This is a genomic window from Microtetraspora malaysiensis, assembly GCF_050947145.1.
Classification (GTDB): Bacteria; Actinomycetota; Actinomycetes; order Streptosporangiales; family Streptosporangiaceae; genus Microtetraspora_A; species Microtetraspora_A malaysiensis.
The window spans coordinates 734,041-755,022 of sequence record NZ_CP191998.1; the positions used below are offsets into that span (position 1 = coordinate 734,041).

General features: G+C 68.1%; 23 protein-coding genes. 20 read left to right on the plus strand and 3 right to left on the minus strand.

Going from position 1 to position 20,982, the window contains the following annotated elements; all coding sequences use genetic code 11:
• Nucleotides 1-67 precede the first annotated feature (67 nt).
• Genes ACQP1V_RS03610 through ACQP1V_RS03640 form a run of 7 tightly spaced genes read left to right on the plus strand, consistent with a single transcriptional unit; the run spans nt 68 to nt 4,935 of the window.
• On the plus strand, nt 68-637 hold the full coding sequence (locus tag ACQP1V_RS03610; RefSeq protein WP_433418764.1) for a hypothetical protein: 570 nt from the start codon (nt 68-70) through the stop codon (nt 635-637).
• A complete protein-coding gene (locus ACQP1V_RS03615) occupies nt 634-1,329 on the plus strand; it encodes a hypothetical protein (protein WP_433418766.1) in 696 nt (231 codons plus the stop codon). The genes ACQP1V_RS03610 and ACQP1V_RS03615 overlap by 4 nt, the downstream gene beginning before the upstream one ends.
• Complete coding sequence (locus ACQP1V_RS03620; RefSeq protein WP_433418768.1) at nt 1,326-2,615, plus strand: CpaF family protein; 1,290 nt, start codon at nt 1,326-1,328, stop codon at nt 2,613-2,615. Before ACQP1V_RS03615 ends, ACQP1V_RS03620 begins: the two co-directional genes overlap by 4 nt.
• Entirely contained in the window at nt 2,612-3,451 is an 840-nt protein-coding gene (locus ACQP1V_RS03625; RefSeq protein ID WP_433418770.1) for a type II secretion system F family protein, read from the plus strand. Before ACQP1V_RS03620 ends, ACQP1V_RS03625 begins: the two co-directional genes overlap by 4 nt.
• On the plus strand, nt 3,451-4,335 hold the full coding sequence (locus ACQP1V_RS03630; RefSeq protein WP_433418771.1) for a type II secretion system F family protein: 885 nt from the start codon (nt 3,451-3,453) through the stop codon (nt 4,333-4,335). Before ACQP1V_RS03625 ends, ACQP1V_RS03630 begins: the two co-directional genes overlap by 1 nt.
• Nucleotides 4,336-4,363: 28 nt before the next feature.
• Nucleotides 4,364-4,555, plus strand: a complete 192-nt coding sequence (locus tag ACQP1V_RS03635; protein WP_433418773.1) for a hypothetical protein — start codon at nt 4,364-4,366, stop codon at nt 4,553-4,555.
• A complete protein-coding gene (locus ACQP1V_RS03640) occupies nt 4,552-4,935 on the plus strand; it encodes a TadE family protein (RefSeq protein WP_433418775.1) in 384 nt (127 codons plus the stop codon). Before ACQP1V_RS03635 ends, ACQP1V_RS03640 begins: the two co-directional genes overlap by 4 nt.
• Before the next feature lie 80 nt (nt 4,936-5,015).
• On the opposite strand, the gene ACQP1V_RS03645 is transcribed toward ACQP1V_RS03640, so the two are convergent.
• Nucleotides 5,016-5,618, minus strand: a complete 603-nt coding sequence (locus ACQP1V_RS03645) for a nucleotidyltransferase family protein (protein WP_433418776.1) — start codon at nt 5,616-5,618, stop codon at nt 5,016-5,018.
• On the opposite strand from ACQP1V_RS03645, the gene ACQP1V_RS03650 reads away from it, so the two are divergent.
• Genes ACQP1V_RS03650 through ACQP1V_RS03660 form a run of 3 tightly spaced genes read left to right on the plus strand, consistent with a single transcriptional unit; the run spans nt 5,538 to nt 8,895 of the window.
• Complete coding sequence (locus ACQP1V_RS03650; protein WP_433418778.1) at nt 5,538-6,038, plus strand: TadE/TadG family type IV pilus assembly protein; 501 nt, start codon at nt 5,538-5,540, stop codon at nt 6,036-6,038. The genes ACQP1V_RS03645 and ACQP1V_RS03650 overlap by 81 nt on opposite strands.
• Entirely contained in the window at nt 6,035-6,424 is a 390-nt protein-coding gene (locus ACQP1V_RS03655) for a pilus assembly protein TadG-related protein (RefSeq protein ID WP_433418780.1), read from the plus strand. Before ACQP1V_RS03650 ends, ACQP1V_RS03655 begins: the two co-directional genes overlap by 4 nt.
• A complete protein-coding gene (locus ACQP1V_RS03660) occupies nt 6,421-8,895 on the plus strand; it encodes a BTAD domain-containing putative transcriptional regulator (RefSeq protein ID WP_433418782.1) in 2,475 nt (824 codons plus the stop codon). The genes ACQP1V_RS03655 and ACQP1V_RS03660 overlap by 4 nt, the downstream gene beginning before the upstream one ends.
• Nucleotides 8,896-8,965: 70 nt before the next feature.
• On the opposite strand, the gene ACQP1V_RS03665 is transcribed toward ACQP1V_RS03660, so the two are convergent.
• Nucleotides 8,966-9,955, minus strand: coding sequence for an STM4015 family protein (locus ACQP1V_RS03665; RefSeq protein WP_433418783.1), 990 nt, complete (start codon nt 9,953-9,955; stop codon nt 8,966-8,968).
• 345 nt (nt 9,956-10,300) lie between these two features.
• On the opposite strand from ACQP1V_RS03665, the gene ACQP1V_RS03670 reads away from it, so the two are divergent.
• Together ACQP1V_RS03670 and ACQP1V_RS03675 are read left to right on the plus strand one after the other, a co-directional pair.
• The gene (locus ACQP1V_RS03670) at nt 10,301-11,188 is read left to right on the plus strand and encodes a phosphotransferase enzyme family protein (RefSeq protein WP_433418785.1); all 888 of its coding nucleotides are present in this window, start codon (nt 10,301-10,303) and stop codon (nt 11,186-11,188) included.
• Entirely contained in the window at nt 11,169-12,485 is a 1,317-nt protein-coding gene (locus tag ACQP1V_RS03675) for a hypothetical protein (RefSeq protein WP_433418786.1), read from the plus strand. Before ACQP1V_RS03670 ends, ACQP1V_RS03675 begins: the two co-directional genes overlap by 20 nt.
• A gap of 57 nt (nt 12,486-12,542) precedes the next feature.
• Here the strand turns inward: ACQP1V_RS03675 and ACQP1V_RS03680 are convergent, their stop codons facing one another.
• The gene (locus ACQP1V_RS03680) at nt 12,543-14,363 is read right to left on the minus strand and encodes a hypothetical protein (protein ID WP_433418787.1); all 1,821 of its coding nucleotides are present in this window, start codon (nt 14,361-14,363) and stop codon (nt 12,543-12,545) included.
• Nucleotides 14,364-15,261: 898 nt separating this feature from the next.
• Between ACQP1V_RS03680 and ACQP1V_RS03685 the strand changes: the two genes are divergently transcribed.
• The 8 genes from ACQP1V_RS03685 to ACQP1V_RS03720 all read left to right on the plus strand — a co-directional run bounded on the left by ACQP1V_RS03685 (nt 15,262) and on the right by ACQP1V_RS03720 (nt 20,894).
• The gene (locus ACQP1V_RS03685) at nt 15,262-16,074 is read left to right on the plus strand and encodes a hypothetical protein (protein ID WP_433418789.1); all 813 of its coding nucleotides are present in this window, start codon (nt 15,262-15,264) and stop codon (nt 16,072-16,074) included.
• Nucleotides 16,075-16,421: 347 nt separating this feature from the next.
• Nucleotides 16,422-16,592, plus strand: a complete 171-nt coding sequence (locus ACQP1V_RS03690) for a hypothetical protein (RefSeq protein ID WP_433418791.1) — start codon at nt 16,422-16,424, stop codon at nt 16,590-16,592.
• Nucleotides 16,593-16,698: 106 nt separating this feature from the next.
• Nucleotides 16,699-17,094, plus strand: coding sequence for a hypothetical protein (locus ACQP1V_RS03695; protein WP_433418793.1), 396 nt, complete (start codon nt 16,699-16,701; stop codon nt 17,092-17,094).
• A 39-nt stretch (nt 17,095-17,133) separates the two neighbouring features.
• Nucleotides 17,134-17,562 carry a hypothetical protein gene (locus tag ACQP1V_RS03700; RefSeq protein WP_433418795.1) on the plus strand — a complete coding sequence of 143 codons (429 nt, stop codon included), beginning with the start codon at nt 17,134-17,136 and terminating at the stop codon, nt 17,560-17,562.
• A 100-nt stretch (nt 17,563-17,662) separates the two neighbouring features.
• Nucleotides 17,663-17,962: a hypothetical protein gene (locus ACQP1V_RS03705; protein ID WP_433418797.1), complete on the plus strand. Its 300-nt coding sequence runs from the start codon at nt 17,663-17,665 to the stop codon at nt 17,960-17,962.
• A 72-nt stretch (nt 17,963-18,034) separates the two neighbouring features.
• A complete protein-coding gene (locus ACQP1V_RS03710; RefSeq protein WP_433418798.1) occupies nt 18,035-19,087 on the plus strand; it encodes a DUF4192 domain-containing protein in 1,053 nt (350 codons plus the stop codon).
• A 479-nt stretch (nt 19,088-19,566) separates the two neighbouring features.
• Nucleotides 19,567-20,130 carry a hypothetical protein gene (locus ACQP1V_RS03715; protein ID WP_433418800.1) on the plus strand — a complete coding sequence of 188 codons (564 nt, stop codon included), beginning with the start codon at nt 19,567-19,569 and terminating at the stop codon, nt 20,128-20,130.
• Nucleotides 20,131-20,339: 209 nt separating this feature from the next.
• Nucleotides 20,340-20,894 carry a hypothetical protein gene (locus ACQP1V_RS03720; RefSeq protein ID WP_433418802.1) on the plus strand — a complete coding sequence of 185 codons (555 nt, stop codon included), beginning with the start codon at nt 20,340-20,342 and terminating at the stop codon, nt 20,892-20,894.
• The last annotated feature ends 88 nt before the right edge of the window (nt 20,895-20,982 follow it).

The following is a 20,982-nucleotide window of genomic DNA, read 5'->3' on the forward strand; positions in this document are numbered from 1 at the left end:
CAGGATGGCTGCGGCTCAGACGCGCCCGAAAACGGGAGCGCCGAGGAGGCGGCGCAGTGCCGGGAGGATGCTTCTCGGCGGCATCGTGGTGCTGGCCTGCGCTTTCGCGTCGGCCGCGGTCACGCTCAGGAACCAGGGTGTGGACGGCGCGCTTGCGGTCCAGCGTGATCTCCAGGCGGGGCACACGCTGGTCCCGGCGGATCTACGCGTGGTCAAGGGGAGCATCGACGCCGATCTCGTCCCGGCGAGCGAGGCGCGGACGATAGTGGGGCGCCAGGTCACTATTCCTCTGGCCGCGGGCGCCCTGCTCGCTAGACGCCACGTCGGCGATCCGAGGTATCCGAGACGAGGCCTGGCCCTAATCGGCGTCGCGGTGAAACCCGGGCAATATCCGCCGGATCTCGCGCCCGGCAACCGAGTCGCTATATCGCCGATTCCCGGCGCCGGTGCCGGAGCGGACGACGGCATCGTGTCGAGGGCGGTGTCCGCCGTGGTTACCAAGGTGGAGCACGCGGAGCAGCCGCAGAACCCAGCCGTTGTCACGTTGCTGCTGTCGAGAAGTGACGCGCAGGCCATCGCCGCGCCCGTCGCGCAGGGGCTAGTCACGCTGATGCAGATCTCTCCGGAGGAGCCGTGACGGCGATCGGCCTGGCCTCGGTGAAGGGCTCGCCCGGCGTGACCACGTTCGCGCTCGCTCTGGCCACCGCGTGGCCGGCCGGTCTTCCCGTTCTCCTTGCGGAACTCGACGCGTCGGGCGGCGACATTGCCGGATGTTTCCGGTTGCAGCCCGACCCAGGAATCGCCTCTCTCGCTACCGAGATCCGCAGGGACCGAGACCCGGAGCTGCTGTTCCGGCACGCGCAGACCTTGCCGACGGGCGTGAAGGTGATCCCCGCGCCGGTGGGGCCGGGTCAGGCGCAGGCCGCTCTCACGGCCCTCGCCGCCACGCTGCCCGAGGTCGTGCGGCGGCTTCCACGCAGCGTGTCGCTCCTCGCCGATCTGGGTCGGCTGAACGGGCCGTCCATGGAGCTTGCGAACTCCATGGACAGGCTTCTCATCCTGGCCAAACCCAGGCTGGCCGACCTGGTCCACCTGGAGGGACTGGCCCAGGTCGTCCCGCACGCGGAACTGGTCCTCGTCGGGCAGGGACCGTACCCGCCTGGGGAGGTCACCGATGCGGTGGGGTTGAAGATTCTCGCCCACCTCCGCCACGACCCGGCGGCGCAGGCGTTCCTGGAGGGGCGGCGGCATCGCACGCGCCTTCTCAGAGCAGCCCGCCAGGTCGGCGCGGTGCTGGCCTCGCCCTTCGAGCTGGAGCCGAGCGCATGAACGACCTGATCAAGCAGATCCGGGCCGAGGTGGCGGAGCGGATCGCGTTCCGCACCCGCGCCGACGAGGAGTACGGCCGACCGCCGATGACCCCGCAGGAGCGCCGGAAGTACGGCCAGGAGCTCATCACGGCGGCTCTCGACGCGCACGTCAGGAAGGCGATCGACACCGGGCGCCCGCCGCTCGACCCGACTACGGAGGCCCGGATCGCCCGGGCCGTCGACAACGCGCTGTTCGGGTTGGGGGGATTCCAGCCGCTGCTGGACGACACTCGGATCGAGAACATCAACGCCAACGCCTTCAACGACGTACACGTCACGTACGCCGACGGCACCAGCGAGGAGGTCGGGCCGGTCGCCGACTCCGACGAGGACCTGGCCGAGATGGTCCGTACGGCCGCCGCGCTGCTCGGCGTGGGGGAGCGCCGGTTCGATCCGGGCTGCCCGACCCTGGCCATGGAGCTGCCCGACGGATCACGGCTGGTCGCGACGATGGCGGTCTCCCGGCATCCCGCAGTCTCGATCCGCCGTCACCGCTTTCCCACGGCGACCTTGCCGGAGCTGCGCCGGACCGGCACCTTCTCAGCGTCCATGCAGGACTTCCTGACCGCTCTCGTCCGCGCGCGAAAGAACATCGTGGTCGTCGGGGCGACCGGAGGAGGAAAGACCACGCTGTTGCGTGCCATGGCGTCGGTGCTGCCCCGCCACGAACGGATCATCACGGCGGAGGAGCATTTCGAGCTCGGCTTGGACCGTGACAAGGACACCCACAGCAACGTCCTCGCGTTGCAGGCGCGCAAGGCCAACATCGAAGGGGAGGGCGAGATCACCCTTGCCGATCTCGTACGGGTCGCCCTGGGCATGTCACCGAGCCGCGTCATCGTCGGAGAGGTCAAGGGTGACGAGTGCATCCCGATGCTCAACGCGATGACCCAGGGAAACGACGGCTCCCTGTGCACGTTGCACGCGAGCTCCAGCCAGGGCGCTTTCTCCCGGCTGGCCTCCTTCGCCGCGCAGGCTCCCGAACGCCTGTCCGCCGAGGCGGCGGCGCTGCTGGTCTCCGAGGCGGTCCACTTCGTGGTCTACCTGGCCGTCACCCGGGACGGCACGCGGGTGATCTCCAGCATCCGGGAGGTCGTCGGCTGTGACGGCATCAGCGTGATCTCGAACGAGATCTACAGCCCGGGGCCGGACCGCCGCGCCGCCCGCAACCACCCACTGCGCACCGAGACGCTCGACGATCTCGAAGCCGCCGGGCTGGACGTCGAAGGGTGGCTCGCTTCGTGAGCGGTGCGATCGTCCTGCTGTCCGCGCTGCTCGGCGCGGGCGCCGGCTTCGGCATCCTGCTGATCGGATCGGGGCTCAAGCGGCGGCCGGTCGTGGCCGAGGTCCGGCGTGGGGTGGAGCCGAGGCTCCTGGTACGGCTCGCCGCCTGCACAGGTGCCGCCGTAGTCGTCGGGGCGTTGACCCGCTGGCCGGTCGGCGCGCTGCTCGCCGGGCTCGCGGCGTGGTTCCTGCCACGGGCGCTCGGCCCGGATCGCGAGCACGCCAGGCAGGTGGCCAAGATCGAGGCCATCGCCACCTGGGCCGAGATGCTCAGGGACACCCTCGCCGCCTCCGCCGGGTTGCACCAGGCAGTCATCGGCACCGCGGCGATCGTGCCGGAGCCGATCCGTCCCGAGATCGCCGAGCTGGCCGTGCGCGTCGACAGGGGAGAGCGGCTCCCGCACGCGCTGAAGTTGCTCGCCGACGACCTCGCGGACCCGACGGGGGATCTGGTCTGCGCCGCGCTGATCACGGCGAGCAGGCGGCAGGCGGGGCAGCTCGGCGAGCTGCTCGGCCGTCTGGCCGACGCCGCCCGCGCCCACTCAGTCATGCGGCTGCGCATGGCCGCAGCGCGGGCGCGAACGCGCTCGTCGGTCCGGACCGTCATCGCCGTCACCGTGGTCATGGCGGGAGGGCTGATGCTGTTCAACCGCGACTTCCTCTCGCCGTACAACACGCTGATCGGGCAGGTGGTGCTGCTCCTGGCCGGAGCGATGTTCGCGGGCTCGTTCCTGCTCATCCACAGGCTCGGCCAGGTCGGCGAGCCGCAGCGCATCCTCACGAACCTGGAGGGCTGATGGCGGTCTCACTGCTGCTTGGCGCCGGGATCGGGCTCGGCCTCGTGCTCGTCGCCTCCGGGCTGTGGCCTGCCCGGCTCACGCTCGCCCAGGAGTTCCTCCGGCTTCACCACGCTTCTCCGGTTGAGGAGACCGCTGAGGAGGGATGGACCGGCCGGCTCGGTCGTCCTCTGGCCCGTTCGCTCACCTCCCGAGGCCTGCCCGGCGCCGCCGTACGCCGTGACCTGGCGGTCTGCGGCAAGAACCTGGATCGCTACCTCGGGGAAAAGGCGGGGTGCGCGCTGGTCTTCGCCCTGCTGGGGCCAGCCGTGTACGCGGTCATGGTGCTGGCGGATATCGCGGTGCCGTGGCAGGTGCCCGCGTGGAACATGCTGCTGTTCGGCGCTCTGGGGTTCTTCGTACCGGATCTGGCGCTCAAGTCGCAGGCGGCGGAGCGGCGACGCGAGTTCCGCCACACGCTGTCGGCGTTCCTGGACCTCGTTGTCATCTCGCTCGCCGGCGGGCGGGGCGTGGACGGCGCGCTCACGGACGCGTCGCAGGGCGGCAGCGGATGGGCGTTCGTCCAGCTGCGTGCGACTCTGGTCGCCGCCACGTCCGCACGCCGTACGCCGTGGTCCGCGCTCGGGGAGATGGGCGAGGAATACGGCATCCGTGAGCTGTCCGAGCTGGCCGCCTCCGTCGCGCTCGCCGGGACCGAGGGCGCTCGGGTGCGCGCTTCTCTCGTGGCGAAGGCCACGTCGCTGCGGGCGCACCAGCTCGCCGAGATCGAGACCGACGCCCAGGCCGCGACCGAACGGATGAGCGTCGTCACCGTGGGGTTGTTCGCCGGTTTTCTGATCTTCCTCGGCTATCCGGCCATCGCGGCCGTGCTGGCGGGGTTCTGAGTAAAGGGGGTAGCCGATGCTTTATCTCTTGATCACCTTCGAGGCGTACCGGGAGCGCCTCAGGCGATGCCGCGAAGCGGCGGAGAGGCGTCCGGATGCGGGCAGCTTCACCACCGAGACCGCCGTCATCGTCGCCATCCTCGTGGCCATCGCGGTTGCCGTCGGTGCCGTGCTGATGTCGAAGGTGATGAACAAGGTCGACTCGCTCGATCTCAAATGAGAGATCGGGGAGCGGCGACGACGGAACTCGCGGTGATCTTTCCGTTCGTCATGGTGCTGATCCTGCTCGTCGTGCAGTTCGGCGTCTGGCAGCACGCCGTGCACGTGGCCGAGGTGACCGCCGCGGAGGCTCTGGCCGCCGCGCGTGCCGAGGAGGCGGGTACGGAGGCCGGGCGAGCCAAGGCGTCGTCGCTGCTGTCGCTGCTCGGGGGGTCGGTGCTGCGCTCGCCACGTGTCTCGGTGTCTGTGACGGCCGACGCCGCACGGGTGGAGATCAGCGGGGTCGCCCAGTCGGTCGTGCCGTTCGTGAAGCTCCCGGTCAGCTCGGTCGCGTACGGGCCGGTCGAGCGGTTCCGCCCGGACACCGGAGGCGACCGATGACCAGGATTGGCCAGGCCCCATGGGCCCTTGCTGCGAGCCCGGCATGCACAGTCGGGTCGCACATGCGGAGAGCGCCGCGTTCACGTACCGATGCCGGGCCAGGGGAAAGCGGTGAGCTCGGGCCAGTCCTTGGCCCAGCGGGTGACCTTGGCGTCGTAGACCTCCCGTGGAGCGAGCACTGGGTTGGGGCGCAGCACGAGGTCGAACACGTCGGACAGGCCGCGCGGGGCGTAGATCTGCCAGGTGTCGATAGGCGTCAGCCGTACGCCGAGGTGGCAGGTGGCGCAAGGAAAGGAGTCGATGCCAGCCTCGGTGGAGTCATAAGGAGGGCAGGGCGTTCCGAACCTGTCCTCATACCACAGGTGCACGCGGGCCTGGTTGCGGATCTCGACGGGAAGCGCGCCGAAGATCTCCCGCCCCTTCCGTATGACCTCATCCTCTGCCTCCCACGACAGATCGACGGGGTCGAAGTAGATCAGGTCGTAGTCCTTGATCCCGTACTCGGGATGCCGCCCGGTGACGCTGTTCCACACGGTTTGCGCGATGGCGCCGGCTGCGACGTACCAGCCGGGCAGATCCATCGATCGGGCGCCTTCCAGGACGTGCATCAGGGCGCGGTTGGTCTGCAGGACCGATGTCATGGCGGCGAGCTGGCCGTCCAGGGGAAGCCGGGAGATGCGCATCGCCCATCTCTATCAACCCGCACCGACAAGGGGTCGGCTACCGCCGAGCTGGTGCTGCTGACGCCGTTGCTGATGCTGGTGGCGCTGTTCGCCGTCGCAACGGGGCGACTCGTGGCCGCCCGGCTGGAGGTCAACGACGCGGCTCATCAGGCAGCCCGCGCCGCTTCCATCGCGCGGACGCCGAGCGCGGCCGACGCCGCAGCCCGATCCGCAGTGGAGAGCGCGCTGGGGGCGAACCGAGCGGCCTGCGCGAGCCGGAACGTCAGTGTGGGGCTCGGTTCCTTCCAGCCGGGCGGGAACGTCACCGTGACGGTCACTTGCCGCGCGAGGTTGTCGGACGTCGCGATGGTGCACATCCCGGGGAGTACGTCGTTGACCTCGACCTTCGTTGTCCCCGTCGACTATTGGAGATCGCAGTGAGCGGCTTCGTGGTGGCGATCCTCGGGGCGCTGTTCGTTCTGGCCGGGATCGTGGTCGACGGCGGGCTCGCGCTCGGAGCCCGGGTCCGTGCCCTCAACGAGGCGCAGGAAGCCGCACGTGCGGGAGCGCAGCAGATCGACCTGGCCGCCTACCGACGCAACGCCGAGATGCGGCTGGACGCCGGTCGCGCTCGCACGGCGGCATTGGCCTACATCTCCGCTACGCCGGACACGGCGACGGTTGAGGTGTCCGGCCAGACAGTCACGATCGTCGTCCACGCCGTCCAGCCCACGCAGATCCTCGGCCTCGTTGGCTTGGGCTCGATTCGCGTCTCGGGCAGGGCGAGCGCGGCGGCGCGGCGAGGGACAACCGGGGTGATCAGATGACGAAGGCTTTCGCCGTGCTTGGCCGTTTGGTCCGCGGGCTCGTGGTCGCGGTCCTGCTGGCGCTGGTCGAGGCCGGGGTGCCGGCCATGCTCGTACGCTTCGCCGGTTGGCCGTTCCCGCGCAAGGCTCCGACCTGGGAGGCCGTGCGCCAGGCTCTGATGAGCTCGATCCCGGACGAGGTGCTGCTCAAGGTCCTGGCATGTCCGCTCTGGCTGCTGTGGGCGGCTTTCACGATCGCGCTGGTCGTGGAGATCTGGGCGGCGGTCCGCGGCGTACAGGTCCACGTGCCGCTGCTCGGGCCGCTCCAGACTGTCGCGGCCGGACTGATCGGTTCGCTCGCCATAGCGGTCCTGCCAATCGACGTCGGTTCGAGCAGCATTCCGGCCCGACCGCAGGTCGTTCCTGTGGCCATGAAATACGAGGCCGCAAGCGATCCGGAGACGATCCGGATCAGCTCACCGGTGGCCCTGACCGCGCTGGCCGATCGGCCTGTCCATGTGGTCAAGCAAGGCGACAGCCTCTGGACGATCGCCAGACGCAGGCTCGGCGATCCGCTGCAATGGATGAAGATCTGGAAACTCAACACCGGCCACCTCCAGGCAGACGGACAGGTCTTCACCAACCCTGATCTCATCCGGCCCGGCTGGCGGCTTCGCCTTCCGCTGCTCCGCCGAGGTTCCGGCGACCTTCCTCGGGAAAAGCGCGCGACGACGCGTCCAGTCGAGACTCCGCAGCCGAAACCGATGCCGTCGTCAGGCGCGCTCTCTGAGGAGGGCACAGGCGTGGGGATTGAGCTCCCCTCCGGGAGCGTGGTCGCGATGTCGGTCGCCGCGGGCGTGGCCGCCGCCTACGCGCTGGCACGCTTCCAGCGCCGTCGCCGTCGCGTCTCGCCGTCCATCGAGGAGGCTGCCGAGAACGTTCCGGAGGAACCGCCCGCGCTAGCGGTCGAGGCGATGCGGAGGGCGTACCGCCAGAGCTTTCGGGAGCGCGGCGCGGAGCCGCCGTCGGATGCGGAGCTGATCAGGAAGAGCGCGTCCGCTTTGGAGATCCCAGGAGCGGTCACGCTCGGGACGGGAGAGCACGGGGCGACGGTGGACGTCGCGCTGGCAGGGCTCAGCCTTGGGATGACGGGGCCGGGCGCGGATGATGCCGTCCGCGCGTTCGTTCTGGATCTGCTCCAGCAGGCCGGCAATCTCCGGACTGAACTAATCATGAGCAGGCAAGATGTGCTCCTGCTGACCGGCATCGGCGTGGAGGAGTTGGGGGCCGTACCGGGATTGACGGTCACCGCTTCGAGAGACGAGGCGGTTGACCGGCTGGAGGAAGTCAGGTTCACTCGCCGTCGGCTACTGGCTGAGCGGGAGGCCGACGACGTGGGTGCGCTGCGCGAACGTGACCCCGGGGACGTACTGCCGGCGGTGGTTCTCGTCGCGTCGGCGACGGTGGATGTCGGCTCGCGGGCCGGTGTGGTGCTGGCCTCGGGGGGCGGGTGTGGGATTGGCGCGCTCATGCTTGGAGAGTGGCCTCCTGGCACGACCTGCCATGTCGGGGATGACCACCGCGTCAGCTCCGCCGAAGGCCCGCTCGCGCCGCGACTTGTTCGGGCCGGGCTGTTCCATGTGACGCGGGGGGACCTCGCGGCTGCGCTCCGGCTGCTCGCCCGGGTACAGGGTGAGGACAGCCAGCCTTTGGTGGAAGAAGCAGAGCCTTCGAGCTGGGAGCATCCCACTCCCGTGTGGGTGCGGGTCCTCGGGAAACCAGCCGTTTGGGTGAAGGAGCAGGAGCACCCGCTGCGGATCCGGGGGCTCAAGCTGTGGTTGCTGGTCTACCTCGCGTTGCATCCACAGGGGGCGACCAAGGAGGCCATCTGCGAGGCGCTGTGGCCGGGCAAGCCGCTCGGGCACGAGTTCCACAGCCTCCTGCGGCACCTCCGGCACGCCCTGGAGGAATCGACCGGGCTGTCCGGTGAGCCGTTCATCCAGCTCGGTGACGACGAGACCTACCGAGTTGATCTGAAGGTGATCGGCTTCGACCTCTGGGACTTCCACGCCGCCGTCAAGCAGGCGCGTACGGCCGGGGACCGGACTGCCCGGACCGCCTGCCTGACACGCGCAGCAGATTTGTGCGGTGGCGAGATCGGTGCGGGGATCAGCGAGGAGTGGGTCCTCGACGAGCGCTATCCACTGATCGTGGCGCAGGTCGACGCGCTCACGCAGCTCGCCGAAGTGGTTGAAGGGGACGACGCTGAACGGGCTCTGGAACTCCTCGACCAGGCCCGCCGTCTCGACCCGGACACCGAGGACACCTGGTGCCGCCTCATCCGCCTCCAGGTACGGCTCGGCCGTGCCGACCAAGCGCGACAGACTGGGCGACTCCTGCGTGCGCACATGCAGAGCCTCCAGGTCGAACCGATGCCGGAAACCCAGGAACTGCTCGCTTCCCTCGCTCGCAGCCCAGCTCGTCAGGGATAGGAAGCAAGATCAACGATGTGCTGGACAGGTGCCAACCTGCCTGCCGTGTCATGCTCCAGGGCGCGAGGTCTCACTCCGAGACGGCGACGTAGCGCTCGTCCCGCGGCTGAGGTTCGGAGAGATCGACGTCTACGCCGGGCAGGGCGCTCCGGATCCGCGCCGCCATGCCTTCGCTGAGGAAGTGGTGGTGCAGGTCGAGATGGCGCAGGTGGGTGAGGGGCTGACCGTCGAGTAGCGCTTCGGCGCCGGTGTCGGACAGCATGCCCATGCTGAGGCTGAGCGCCTCCAGACGGGCGACGACCGGTGCCGTGGCCACGGCGGCGGCCATGTCGTCCTGGATCTCGCTGTCGCGCAGCCCGAGCCGCCGCAGCGCGGGCAGACCCGCCCCCGACAGGATTCCCTCCAGGTCGCCCACGGTGGCGTCACCGCCGTAATTGGCGACGCCGAGCCACAGCTCCACGTGCTCCAGCGCGGGCAGCTCGCACGCCGAGAGGGCGCGGACGACGTGGCCGGGCAGGCCGCCGGTCTCGAACCGGAGGACGGTGAGGTGCTCGTGGCGTACGGGGCGTAGCAGCAGGCCCTCGCTCCCGCGTACGTCGAGCCGCTCCAGCCTGGGAAAGGCCTCCAGAACTGGGGTGATGTCGCCTTGCCGGATCCAGGAGATCTCGCAGTACTCCGGTTCGATGAAACCGAGGAAGAGCGAGCGCAGCCGGGGCAGCCGGTGGGCGTGGGCGGCGAGTACCTCGGGCGCCTTGTGCGCATCGCTCCCGGTCACCACGAGGGCCTGGATCTGAGAGCCGTCGACCCTGCGGAGCAGATCCCTCAGCTCAGGGAGAAGATCGCCGTCGGACAGCGACCAGGCGAAGCGCGCGGGGTCGGGGTTGTGATGGTGGTCGATCACGTCGGGTTCGGCGACGGGCAGCCCGGCGTAGGTCTCGCGGTGGGCGCCCACCGCGTCCCAGCGGTAAACACTGTCGGCGGGGATGAACACCTCACCCGGGTCACGCAGGTCGGCCGGCGTCTCGGCATTGAGCGCCTCAAGATCCTCGTCATATGCCATCACAGTGGACATCCTCGGCTGGGGAAAGCTCCGTCCTATCAGGTTGGGGCGACAAATTCGGGGAGCAGTCGATCTTGGCCGTGGCTCGCCTGGCCGCCGGGCCGCTCACGGCGAGGGTGCGCGGGTGGGGCAGATGGCGAAGGACCGTGTGCAGGTCAGTAGGCGATGCGGCTATATCGATCCTGTCACCGGACGGGCCATGTCAGCGGGGAAGTGTTCCTGCCTGTCGTTGGACGACGATCATGGCAGCTGGTTTCGGGGTTCAGGTAAGAGGTTTCCCTGCGCCCCGAGGGGAAGCCCAACGCTGAGTTTGACGGTTATCCAGCTGCGGGTGAGGGTGATCTCATGGCGGCTGACTTCAGCTTGGGCGTGCTCACCGATGTCATGAGATCCGCGTGCCGTACGGCGGGGCTGGATCCGGAAGGCGCTGAACTGCTGCGGCTTGGCGAGAACGCCATCTACAAGCTCGTGCCCGATCCCGTCGTCGTGCGAATCGCGCGCGGTCAGGAGCGGCTGCCGGTTGTGGAGAAAGAGCTATGCGTCGCCTCCTGGCTGGAGGCGTCCGGCGTTCCCGCAGCCAAGGCGTGCACCGAGATCACGCAGCCGATCGCCGTCGACGGCTATCCCGTCTCCTTCTGGAAAGCCATCACGCCGGACGAGCCGTCACCTGGGCCTGCCGATCTCGCCGAGTTGCTTCGCCGGTTCCACGATGCAGGTGATCCGCCTTGTGAGCTGCCGGAGTTCGACCCGCTCTACCAGGTGGAGCCGCGACTGGACGCGGCGCGAGCCGTACGGGATGAGGATTTGGACTTTCTGCGAGCGCGGTGCCGGGAGCTGGTCAAGCGGTATGCCGAACTGGAATTCGCCCTGCCATACGGGCCGATTCACGGTGACGCGCACACGGGGAACCTGCTGCGGGCCGACGGGCAGGTGGTGATGCTGGACTTCGAGGTTGTCGCGCGTGGGCCGCGGGAGTGGGACCTCATGCCCACATCGATCTCCAGGCAGCGTTTCGGCCTGCCGGAGGAGCAGTATCGGGCGTTCTGTAATGCCTATGGGTTTGACGTGCGGCGCTGGCAGGGCTACACGGTTCTACGGGACGTTCGTGAACTGACCATGACGACCTGGCTCATGCAGAACGTCGGCGAGGATCCCCGCATCGCCGAGGAGTTCGCGCATCGGGTCAGGTCCCTCCGCGAGGGAGACCGCGACGTTGTCTGGCATCCGTTCTAAGCGGCAAGCCAACAGCAAACGACTCTTCGACCCGCCCGCGCAGCGCGAGTGCATACGGCTGACCAACATCTACGCCACGCCCTGGCACCTCCCCGAGGACGCCGATCACGCGCTGCCAGGGGAGTACCTGCGGCTCGGTCGGCTGGAGGAGTACTTCAACGGGTCAGCCGCACAGTTGCCGAAGGTGATCCAGCGGATCGATCTCGATCACGACCAGATCGCTTTCCGACGCTGGGATCGTCTCCGAGTGCTGACCGGTGCCCGGTTATGGCTGCTGGTGGTCCCGTCCAGGCAGATCGTCGCAGTGCTCAGCCTCGATGTGAGCTGCGAGCTGGCACACACGATCGACCTGCTGGAGGACTGCTACTACCTCGATGTGAAAGTCGGAGACCAGAGCGTCACGACGCTGGCCGCCGAAGCACTCGGCATGGAGGGCGCGTTCCTGCCCGAGCGGCACCAGATCGCCTTCGGACCGAAAATGTCCGCCGCCAAATATGACGACATCGTCCAGCGGGTCATCTACCGCAGCGACTTGCCGTACCGGAAGGAGTTCAGCGCGATCACCTATCCGGTGGAGCTGAACCGGAGACCGGAAGCGGTGGCCGCGGTGGGACCGTACGTCAGCGTCTTGGGCGGCCAGCAGGATTACGTGGAGAACACCGTCTTCCTGTCCGCGGTCCAGGGCGTGGCCAGCGCGGCACGATTACGCGAGATCCGGGCGGCGGCCTACTCCGCGGTGTCCACGTTCCGCGCCGGCGATCGGACGCACCAGGGCACACAGATGCGGCGCAAGACCCTGGAGAGCCTGAGCGGCAAGCTCGGAAACATGGAGCTGGACCTGAGCTACAGCGTCGAAGCGACGGCGGACCTCGGCCTGCTTGTACCCTCGCTGCGCGTGGTCGGCTACCACGACGCCTTGTACGAGGCGATGGGGTTGGTGGCCAAGGCCGAGACGGTGGCCCGGATGCTGCGCCGGCTTGAGCGGGCCACCGCCGCCGAGCTGACCGCGATCGAAAGCCAGGAACGCCGCGCGGACGAAGACCGGCGGCTGCGCTGGACTGTAGCCATTGGTTTCGTGTCCACGGTCGCTGTGCCTGTCGGCCTGATCCTCGCGTTTCTCGGCATCAACGCGCGTGAAGTCGACAGCAGTTGGTCGATGTTCGACACCCGCTACCTGCCTGTGTACGCGCTCGCCGTCGTCATCCTTCTTATCGGGGCACTGGTATCGGCCGCGCTGTACGCCCAGCAACGCCGCGCCATGCGCCGCAACGGCCGATCGCAGGATCCTGCGGAGTAGGGGCAGCGGGGTCCGGTTCGTCTGATGAGAGCCGGACCGGACCCAGCGATCGACTGGTCAGTACGGCCAGGGGAAGCCGAGGCGTTCGGCGTACTCTCGCGAGCCGCCGACGACCCTGGCATGGGTTTTGGGATCGGTGCGGCGGAGTCGGTCGGTCAGGTGAGCGACCTGGGCGTCGAGGTCGGTGTCGTCGATCGGGATGACCCATTCGAACTGGAGCCACGGATCGTCGCCATCCCGCGATGAAGGGTGGCGTGGATACCAGAAGAACAGTCTGATCCTGTCCTGCTCCTCGTTGTGCGCGGACACGCGAACGAGATCACACTGCCAGGCCGCGAGCGGTTCCGGGTCGTCACGTAGCCGCCGGTCGAACTCGCGGGCCAGGCTGCGGGCAGGCCACTCCCACCCGTGGTCGCGTCCGGCCTGAGCGATCGCCGCGGCGTACTGCTCCGCCTGGAAGTGGAACGGGGGCAGCGTGACCGTTCCGTCGGGATCGCGCCAGTCGCGCCAGACGACGGTGTCGCCGTCACGCACGATGGTGACGTAGAGGGCTCCGCAGCAGCCCTCAGTGCAGTACGCCTCGGCCAGCCGTACCTCGTGCGGCCGGTCGGTGGCCTCCAGAGTGCTGATCAGGTCCTCCGGCTGGTACGGCCGGCCTTTGCGGAACGCGTCCGCGATCACCGGCCGGTCGTTCACCAGCAGCCGGGTCTCGACCGGAGCGGACCGGACGGGATCGAGGACGGCGACACGGATGGCCAGCCGGTCGTGCGCTCCCTCGCCCTGCCAGGCCGAGTCAGGGAACGGCCTGGCGATGGCGCGGCTCGCCCAGCCTGCCCGCCAGCGGGTCATCCGATCGGTGGAACGCCGCACTTCCGACAGCACCGGCGCCCAGCGCGGGGAGGCGATCTCATGGTCCAGCTGGGCGAGTGTGGCTGCGGGCTCTCCGGCTGGCCAGGGGAGGAGGGCGGCGGGGCCGGAACGCAGTTCCTCGGCGAGGGTGACGAGTGCGGCGAGCAGGTCGAGCTCCGGCCTTGCCTCGGCGGCGTGTACCGAGAAAGCCGAGATCGCCTGGCACGCGTCGGGGTATTCGTCTGGCCGGGCCGGGTAGCCGTCGGGGGAGCACAGCCCCTGAAGAAGCCGGGCGGCGGTGAGGATGGTCTCGCTGTCGAGCGCGGCGGCCAACTTCAGGACGTCCGCCAAGGACACCGCCTCGGCGATCTGTATGGCGTCGCTTCCCGTCGGATCATGGCGGTCAGTGGCGTGGCGGAGCAGCCAGTCGGTGGCGATCGGGTCACCGATGCGGCACATCGCCGCTATGGCCCGGGTGTGGGTAAGGGGTGATGCCCGATCGGCCAGCCAGATCAGGTCGGCCGTCACTCGGGGGATCGTCTCCAGGACGTTCACCGCCGTGGGGCCGAGGCAGGGCAGCAGGCCGAGGGTCCGGATGAGCTCGGCGTCCTGCGGAGTGGCTCTGCCGGCCAGCAGGTGCAGGCCCACTCTGGTGGGGAGGTGGTGGGTGCCGTGGCGCGTCAGCCAGGTTCCCGTCTCGCGGGCGAGATCGTGGGAAAGCCAGGACAGGTCGTCCGGTTTCAGATGATCGAGCACCCACAGGGGTGCTCTCAGGTTGCGGATGCCGTCGTGGAGCGCGGCGAGGGAGCGGTCTGGGTTGGTGCAGAACGCTTCCAGCGCGGTGAGGAGGTTCTTGAGCGAGAAGGACGTGGAGGCGGGTCGCCACTCATCAGGCTCGTCGTCCCCGTCGGGACAGAGGCAGCCACTGTCGGGAGGCGGCAGGTCGGGCGTCGGCACGTGGAGCCGGGAGGCGTGATCGAACAGGGAGGGTCGGTGGTCGAGCGCCCAGCGCTCGTCGGCCACGTTCACCGCTGGAAAAAGGTCTCGATTCTCTTGGTCATGGGCGACACCATCCCATTGAGGAGGACCGGCACACAAGTGCGTTCGTGTCCGCTCCTGTCCCTTGATGTCATCCTGACCACCTGCCGGCTGAAGGCCTCTACTTGCTGTGACGGAATATCGGCGAGCTTGTGGAGGACAATATGGACTTGCTCGCGCAGTTTCATGGCATTCATGTGGCGCCTCTTCAGAAGGTGCACGAGAAATTGGCATGGATGGTTCCAGCCCAACGGGCGAACAGAGTCAGGGTCCGCCTCCACACGTGCGAGTGCAGGGCGACCATCTATGAGCTGTGCCAGGCTGGCGGATTGCGATTCATAAGGCGTTCCGTACGGGGGGAGAAAGGTGTCGTCGTGCGTGAGACCGAGTGGCTGCGAGCGGTGGAAGTGGAGCAGCTCTGGCAGCGCATCCTCCTCGGTGAGGCGCGGTAGCCCTGCGAGGGCCGCTCGCAGCGTGCTCAGGCACCTGCCTGTGCGCCGGCGCGTGCGTCGACGTGCTTTAAGTGGGAAGGCCCGGCGGGCGCGTATAGCCAGGTGAGCGGGGGCATGGCCCTCCGCGGTGAACCCCGACTGGCCTGCGGGAGTACCGCACTCTAAAAGGGGCGGCGCGGATCCTGTGATTTATTGTCGACTGCAAATCTCATTCATTTTCTCGTTTTGAAATCTCCCGTGCCACCTTCGAATGGAATCGGCATTATTCGGTTCGGCATTCTCGGGTCCCGGTTTCGCCGTTCCGTCAAGCTTCCGACCTGGGGAAATGTATCATTCTTTGCTTGAATCTAATTGCGGCGATCCGCCTTTCGCGATTCAATTGAGTTGACGGAAGAAAGGGGGTTGCGCGTCGTGCAACCTCGGGAGATCGGAGCAATATGTCAAAGGGAGCCATCGGCAAGTCCGTACCGGCGAATGTCCCTGGCGTAAACCTCACGCCGGAAGACATGGCGCGCGTGACTGGGGACGACTGGACGGAGATTCAGAAGCTGGCGCGCGGCTATTGCCGTACGGTCGACGCGACGCGGTCCCGTAAGCGAATGGACGGGAGCGCGACCGTCGTCAAACAGGGGCACGCGCCGTACGGAACGGACGACGTGTCGGACGACGTCACACAGGACGCCGTCCTTCTGTTCGCCCAGCGTCTGCGGGACATCATCACATCGTGCCGGACGGCATTCGAGAACACGGCCGCCGAACCCGCGTGGGTCTACGTCCGGCGCGATGGCGGCGAGATGATCATTACGCGCACGACCCTGCGGCGGTGGGCGGTGCGGGACGCGGCGGCGCGGAACGGCTACCGGGTCGATGTCCCGCCGGAAGAGATCGACGCCGTGCCTGGCGCTCAGGTCATGCGCGGCGTTCCGTGCGCTGAGCACGTCACAGGCGCAGCCGTGGCGTTTTGCGTGGCACAGAACGGCGCCGCCATCTTCCGCCAGGCATTCGGCGACGGTCGGGACTTCCCGACTCTGGCACGGGTCTACCAGATGGCATCTCAGGCCGATGATCTCGGTCGTGCGGGCATCCTCGCGTCCGTCGCTCAGGAGGTTCACGGCGGAGCGTACGGCTCCCGCCGCAACGTGATCCGGGTGCGCGACGCGGCGCGGGCGGAGTGGCGGGAACTGTCGGAGTGCCTTGACGACGCCAGAAGCGCGATGGCTCACAGCAGCGCCGAAATCGTGGGCGACTGACGAAAGGTCGCGAGAAAGGGTTCCAGGGGCTGCTCTGGGGCCCTTTCTCTATGCTCCTTTCCTATGGTGGCGTTTCCTGCTCTTGCGGAAATCCGGCGGGGAGGAATCTCGAAAGTCTCCGGACGGTTGGACGGCCGCACGGCCCGTATTTATACGAGAGTGAAATTCGCCGGTACGCGACCGATGCGAACGGTGCTGCAACGCTTTCACCTGCTGCTATCTGGCCTAGATCGCTTACGCCGTGAACAGCTAAAGTGGCCGGAACGGCGACTGTTCGCCGGTGTCTCGAAACGAAGGAAAATGTCGCCGAGTGCGGACGGTTCGGCCGTTCCGGCCACCGTATTTAAATGAGATCGGTTCGCTTCGCTGAAGCGTCGCTAACGTTTCAGCCTGTGCGCGAACGCTTTCGCGGCTTTCTGCGCGCGGAAGCGCGTATCGATACCGATTATCGCTCGGTGCCGCTGCCTCCGCCCGTGGGTGGATTCCAGGCCAGCGTTCAGGCCGTCTGGCTGCCCTGAGCGAAGTGTTCCCGCGCGCTGAGATCTCGTGCGCGTCCGCGATCCCGTTCGGGCAGTACCAGCAGGCAGTCCCGGACGGACAACCCGCTGTGAGAGGAGCGTTTCTGTGGAGGTGAATCCTGCCGCCGGTCCGAAATGGACCGTGGGAGACCTGACCGTGTTCACCGGTGGCCGGGTGATGCGAGTGATCGCGATCGGTGCGGTGCGGGCGGACACCACGTCGTTGATTCCGGCTGCTGACCCGTCCGGGGAATCCGAGTACGGGGTGACGGCCACGCTCACGCCGATGCCCAAGGACGCTGAGATGATCACCTGTCTCGGCTGCCTGTGTCAGACGCTTCTGTGGATCGACGCCACGCACACCAACCGGTCATCCGGCGCGAGCATGCGGTTGGTCCGCTGTTCCCGCTGCTTCGTCGACGCGCTGGACTTCCGCGACTGCGAGATCCACGCGACCAGTACCACCGTGCGATCGCATCATCTGGAGCGCCGCGCCTGGTAACGCCGACCGTCCCATCTCACTCACACCTTTGGAGTCGCCATGGCGATGACGCATGCCCTCGCTCTGCCTGCCGGATGGATCATCAGCTCCCGGCTGATGCCCGCCTGGCCGATCGACACCGATCACCTGCTGGAGCTGGAAGCCGCCGGACGGACCGATGAGGGCCGGATCCGCTGGCGGTACCGGCTGTCCCGATCCGGTCGAACGATCTTCGCCGCGTCCGACGTCTGCTCGTCCGTTGGCACGGACCTGACCACCGGTGAATTGGTCGGCGCGGCACGTACGGTGCTGTGCTTCCTCACCGTAGGAGAGGGCGACACCGACGCCGAATACTTCGCCGACTACACGCCAGCACAGCTGGTCTGGCGTGATGAGTACGCCGAGGAACTGTCGGTGTACGCCATGGACGGATGGTGCGGCTACTGCGGCAGCGATGACCACGTCTCGCCCGGCTGCCCGTCCCGCTGAAACCGAACCCCCTTTCCTAGGCCGGTGAGGCGGCGCGCCGCGCGGCTCCGCTCCCGGCTGCGCGGCGCGCTCCCTGACCGGCTCATCGGAAGGAGAGATCATGGCGGTCTGGTTCGGGCTCTGGCACGGCGGCAATGGATACAGTCCGCCGGAACCCGGTGACCTGGAGGAGTTCTCCTCCCTGGCCGATGCCCGGGCCAAGCTGGCCGATCGGCACCGGCACGGCTACTGGCGGCGTTCCCGCTTCGCGTTCATCGACCGGGATCCTGCCGAGGTGCTCACGCCCTGCGTGGGCGATGACTGCGAGATCAGCCTGTACGGCTCTCGCGATGCTCTCGACCACCCCGACCGGCGGATCTTCCTCGGCCCGCGTGGCGGGGTGCGGGTCGAGCGCTGCTGAAATCCCCTCCTGTCCTGCCCTTACCGGCCCTCGGCGTCCCGCCGAGGGCTTCGTCATGTCTGGAGGTTCCTCATGACCACCATCCCGACCATACGGCTGTCCTCACCCGCCGATCTCATCGCCGTGGTGCCCTACCTGCTCGGCTTCCACCCGGAATCGAGCCTCGTGGCGACCGTGCTCGACACCGAAAACCGCACTGTCGGCGGAACGGTGCGCTTCGACCTGCCCTCCGACCAGGCCGACGCGGCGCGCCTGGCACGGCACCTGACCGGCATCCTCACCCGCAACATGGCACGGCAGGTGATGCTGATCGGATACGGCACCGGCGCCCAGGTCACGCCCACCATCGACGCCGTCACCGACGCGTTGAAGGCAGCCGGGATCGAGATCGTGGACGCGTCGCGCGCAGACGAGGGCCGCTACTGGTCCTACACGTGCACGGAGGCGGGGTGCTGCCCGTCTGAGGGCGTCCCGTACGAGCCGACCGCAAGCGCGGCAGTTGCAACCGCAGTGTTCGCCGGGTTCGTGGCACGCCCGGACCGCGCCGCGCTGGCCGACACACTGGCTCCCGTCGAGGGGCCGGACCGGGACCGGGTGAACGCTGCGACCCGCGCCGCCTGTGCCCGCGTCCGAAGCCTGCTGGATGCCGATCACGACTGGTACCACGAGGGCGCCGACCTGATCGCCGCCGCCCTGGAATGCGCCCAGGCGGAGCAAGAACTGGACGCCGATGACGTCGCCTGGCTCGGCGTCCGCCTGACCGCCATCTTCGTTCGCGACGCCGCGATGACCTTCATCGGAAGGTACGACCAGGAGACGCACGTCCGGTTGTGGGGCCAGATCGCGCGCAGGGTGCCGCCGGAGTTCGCCGCTGCCCCGCTCTCGCTGCTGGCGTTCACCTCATTCGGGTCCGGGGATGGTTCGCTGGCGCGCGTCGCGATCGAGCGGGCGTTGTCGATCGATCCGGGCTACCGGCTCGCGCACCTGATCAGCATGGCCCTGGACCATGGGCTTCCTCCGTCGATCACCTCGGAAGTGAATTGCGCGGACATGGCCGGGGAGATCGAGGCGCAGGCACGGCGATACCCGCAGGGCGCGCGCCCGACCCTCCCCGAGGGATGGTGAGCCCGGATGAGACGCGCGCTCACGCGGTCAGCCGCACTGATCGGCGTCACTTCCTACACATCGAAGCCGACCTACGCGGCGCCAACCAACCAACCAACCAACCAACCGCCGAGGACACTGCCGGCGTTCTGGACCTGTGGAAGGGCGATGAACGGTGAGGATCGGTGACCGTGTACAGTCCGGCCCTTCCTCCGCATCCTGGTACGCCCGTGGTGGACCGACCCCTACCCGTCACCCTTCTACTCCTCGGGCACCATCGCTGAGATCACCCGCGACGGGCGCGTCCGGATGGACCTTGATGCGCCACAACACCCGGTCCCGCAGGAGAGCCCGCTTCAAACCTTCCACGCCACCGAGGTCCACCGGCACGGCTGCCGCTGCGCCGAATGCGGCACTCCCGGCCGCGACATCTACCGGTTCCTCTCCGATCCGGCGCGACCCGCGTAAGACAAGTGACATCCCAAAGAGGAGGCTTCGCCGTGGAGACTGCCTACATCGACGATCTGGTTACCAAGGTCGCCGAGCACATGGAGGGGTTCCACCCGCTGATCAGGCCTGGCCATCCCGCCTACCTGATCGGCCCGGACGAAGCCCGGCTCGTCGTCTACCCGCTGTGGAGACAGGAGGGACGCGTCATCGTGCTCGGCGTCTACCCGGACGGAAGCGGTGCCCTGTTCCCGGACCTGCGACGGCATCAGATCACCGTGACAGCGAGCCGAGGCGCCGAGCACGTCGCACGAAAGGTCGCCCGTCGGCTGCTCCCCGGCTACCTGCGGGATCTGGCCGCCTGTCGGGAACGGCTGCGCGGTCGGACGGCCGAGAACATCGTGCGGGCTGATCTCGTCGAGACCCTGCAAACCCTGCTCCCTGGGGCGATGGCCAACGAGAAACAGCGGGAGACCTTCGTGCGATGGCGGCGCGGCACGGTCTCCGGCTCCTTCGCGGTGTACGGCGATGGCGCCAGCACCTCGATCGAGATCAGGATGGCCGATCGCGAGTTGACTGAACGCCTCGCCTACGCCATCCATGAGCGCTTCTCCTGATCGCCGGAAACAGGAACTGACCCTGCCCTTCGCCTCTGACGGCGAGGGGTTTTCGCTTTTCAGGACCTCCCCGGCCTGCGCATTCGGCAGGCCGGGGACCTGCGTGCCGCGGGTGCCCAACGCGGGAACGAGGCCGCTTCCCTTCCTGGCCGCCCGCCGCGCGGCGCCGCTCTCCCGACAGACACCGATTCGAAGAAAGGACGTGCACGGTGAACAGGCAGGAGATCGAGGAGTTCGCGACCAAGCTCGCGCTCGTGCTGGACGGCTTCACCGCCGAGATCGCTGAAGATCGGCCGGTGTATCTGGTCCGTCCGGATGGCGCATGCCTGGTCGTCCATCGGGTGTGGAAGCGCCCGGAACGCGTGAAGATCATCGCGGGATACCCGGACGGAGACGCCGGATACGGCCTGCCCCGCCACGAGATCACCGTCGCTGTCGCGCGAGACCCGGAACGGATCGCCGCGGACATCAGGCGTCGGCTGCTCCCCGCGTACGAACGGGACCTGGCCATCGTGCGCGAGCGCATGACCGAGGCTGCGGTGGCGGATGCTCAGCGGGCCCGATTCGCCGGCCGCCTGCGCCGCCTCATCCCCGCCGCGCACGTCGTGGACGAAGGGCAGCGGCTGGCCGCTCGCTGGTACGTCGGCACAGCCGCATACGTGCTGACCGCGTCCGGTGAGGCGTCCACCTGCCGTATCGAGATCGACGGAGCCGACCACGATCTCGTCACACGCCTGGCGCGGTTCCTTCACGCGGAGCGATGAGCCATCGAGACACCAGCTGGTGCTCATGGGCAGGTGGGGCAGCCAGGGGCCGAGCACGTTCATGCACAGGAAGGACGAGCGCGTGCCC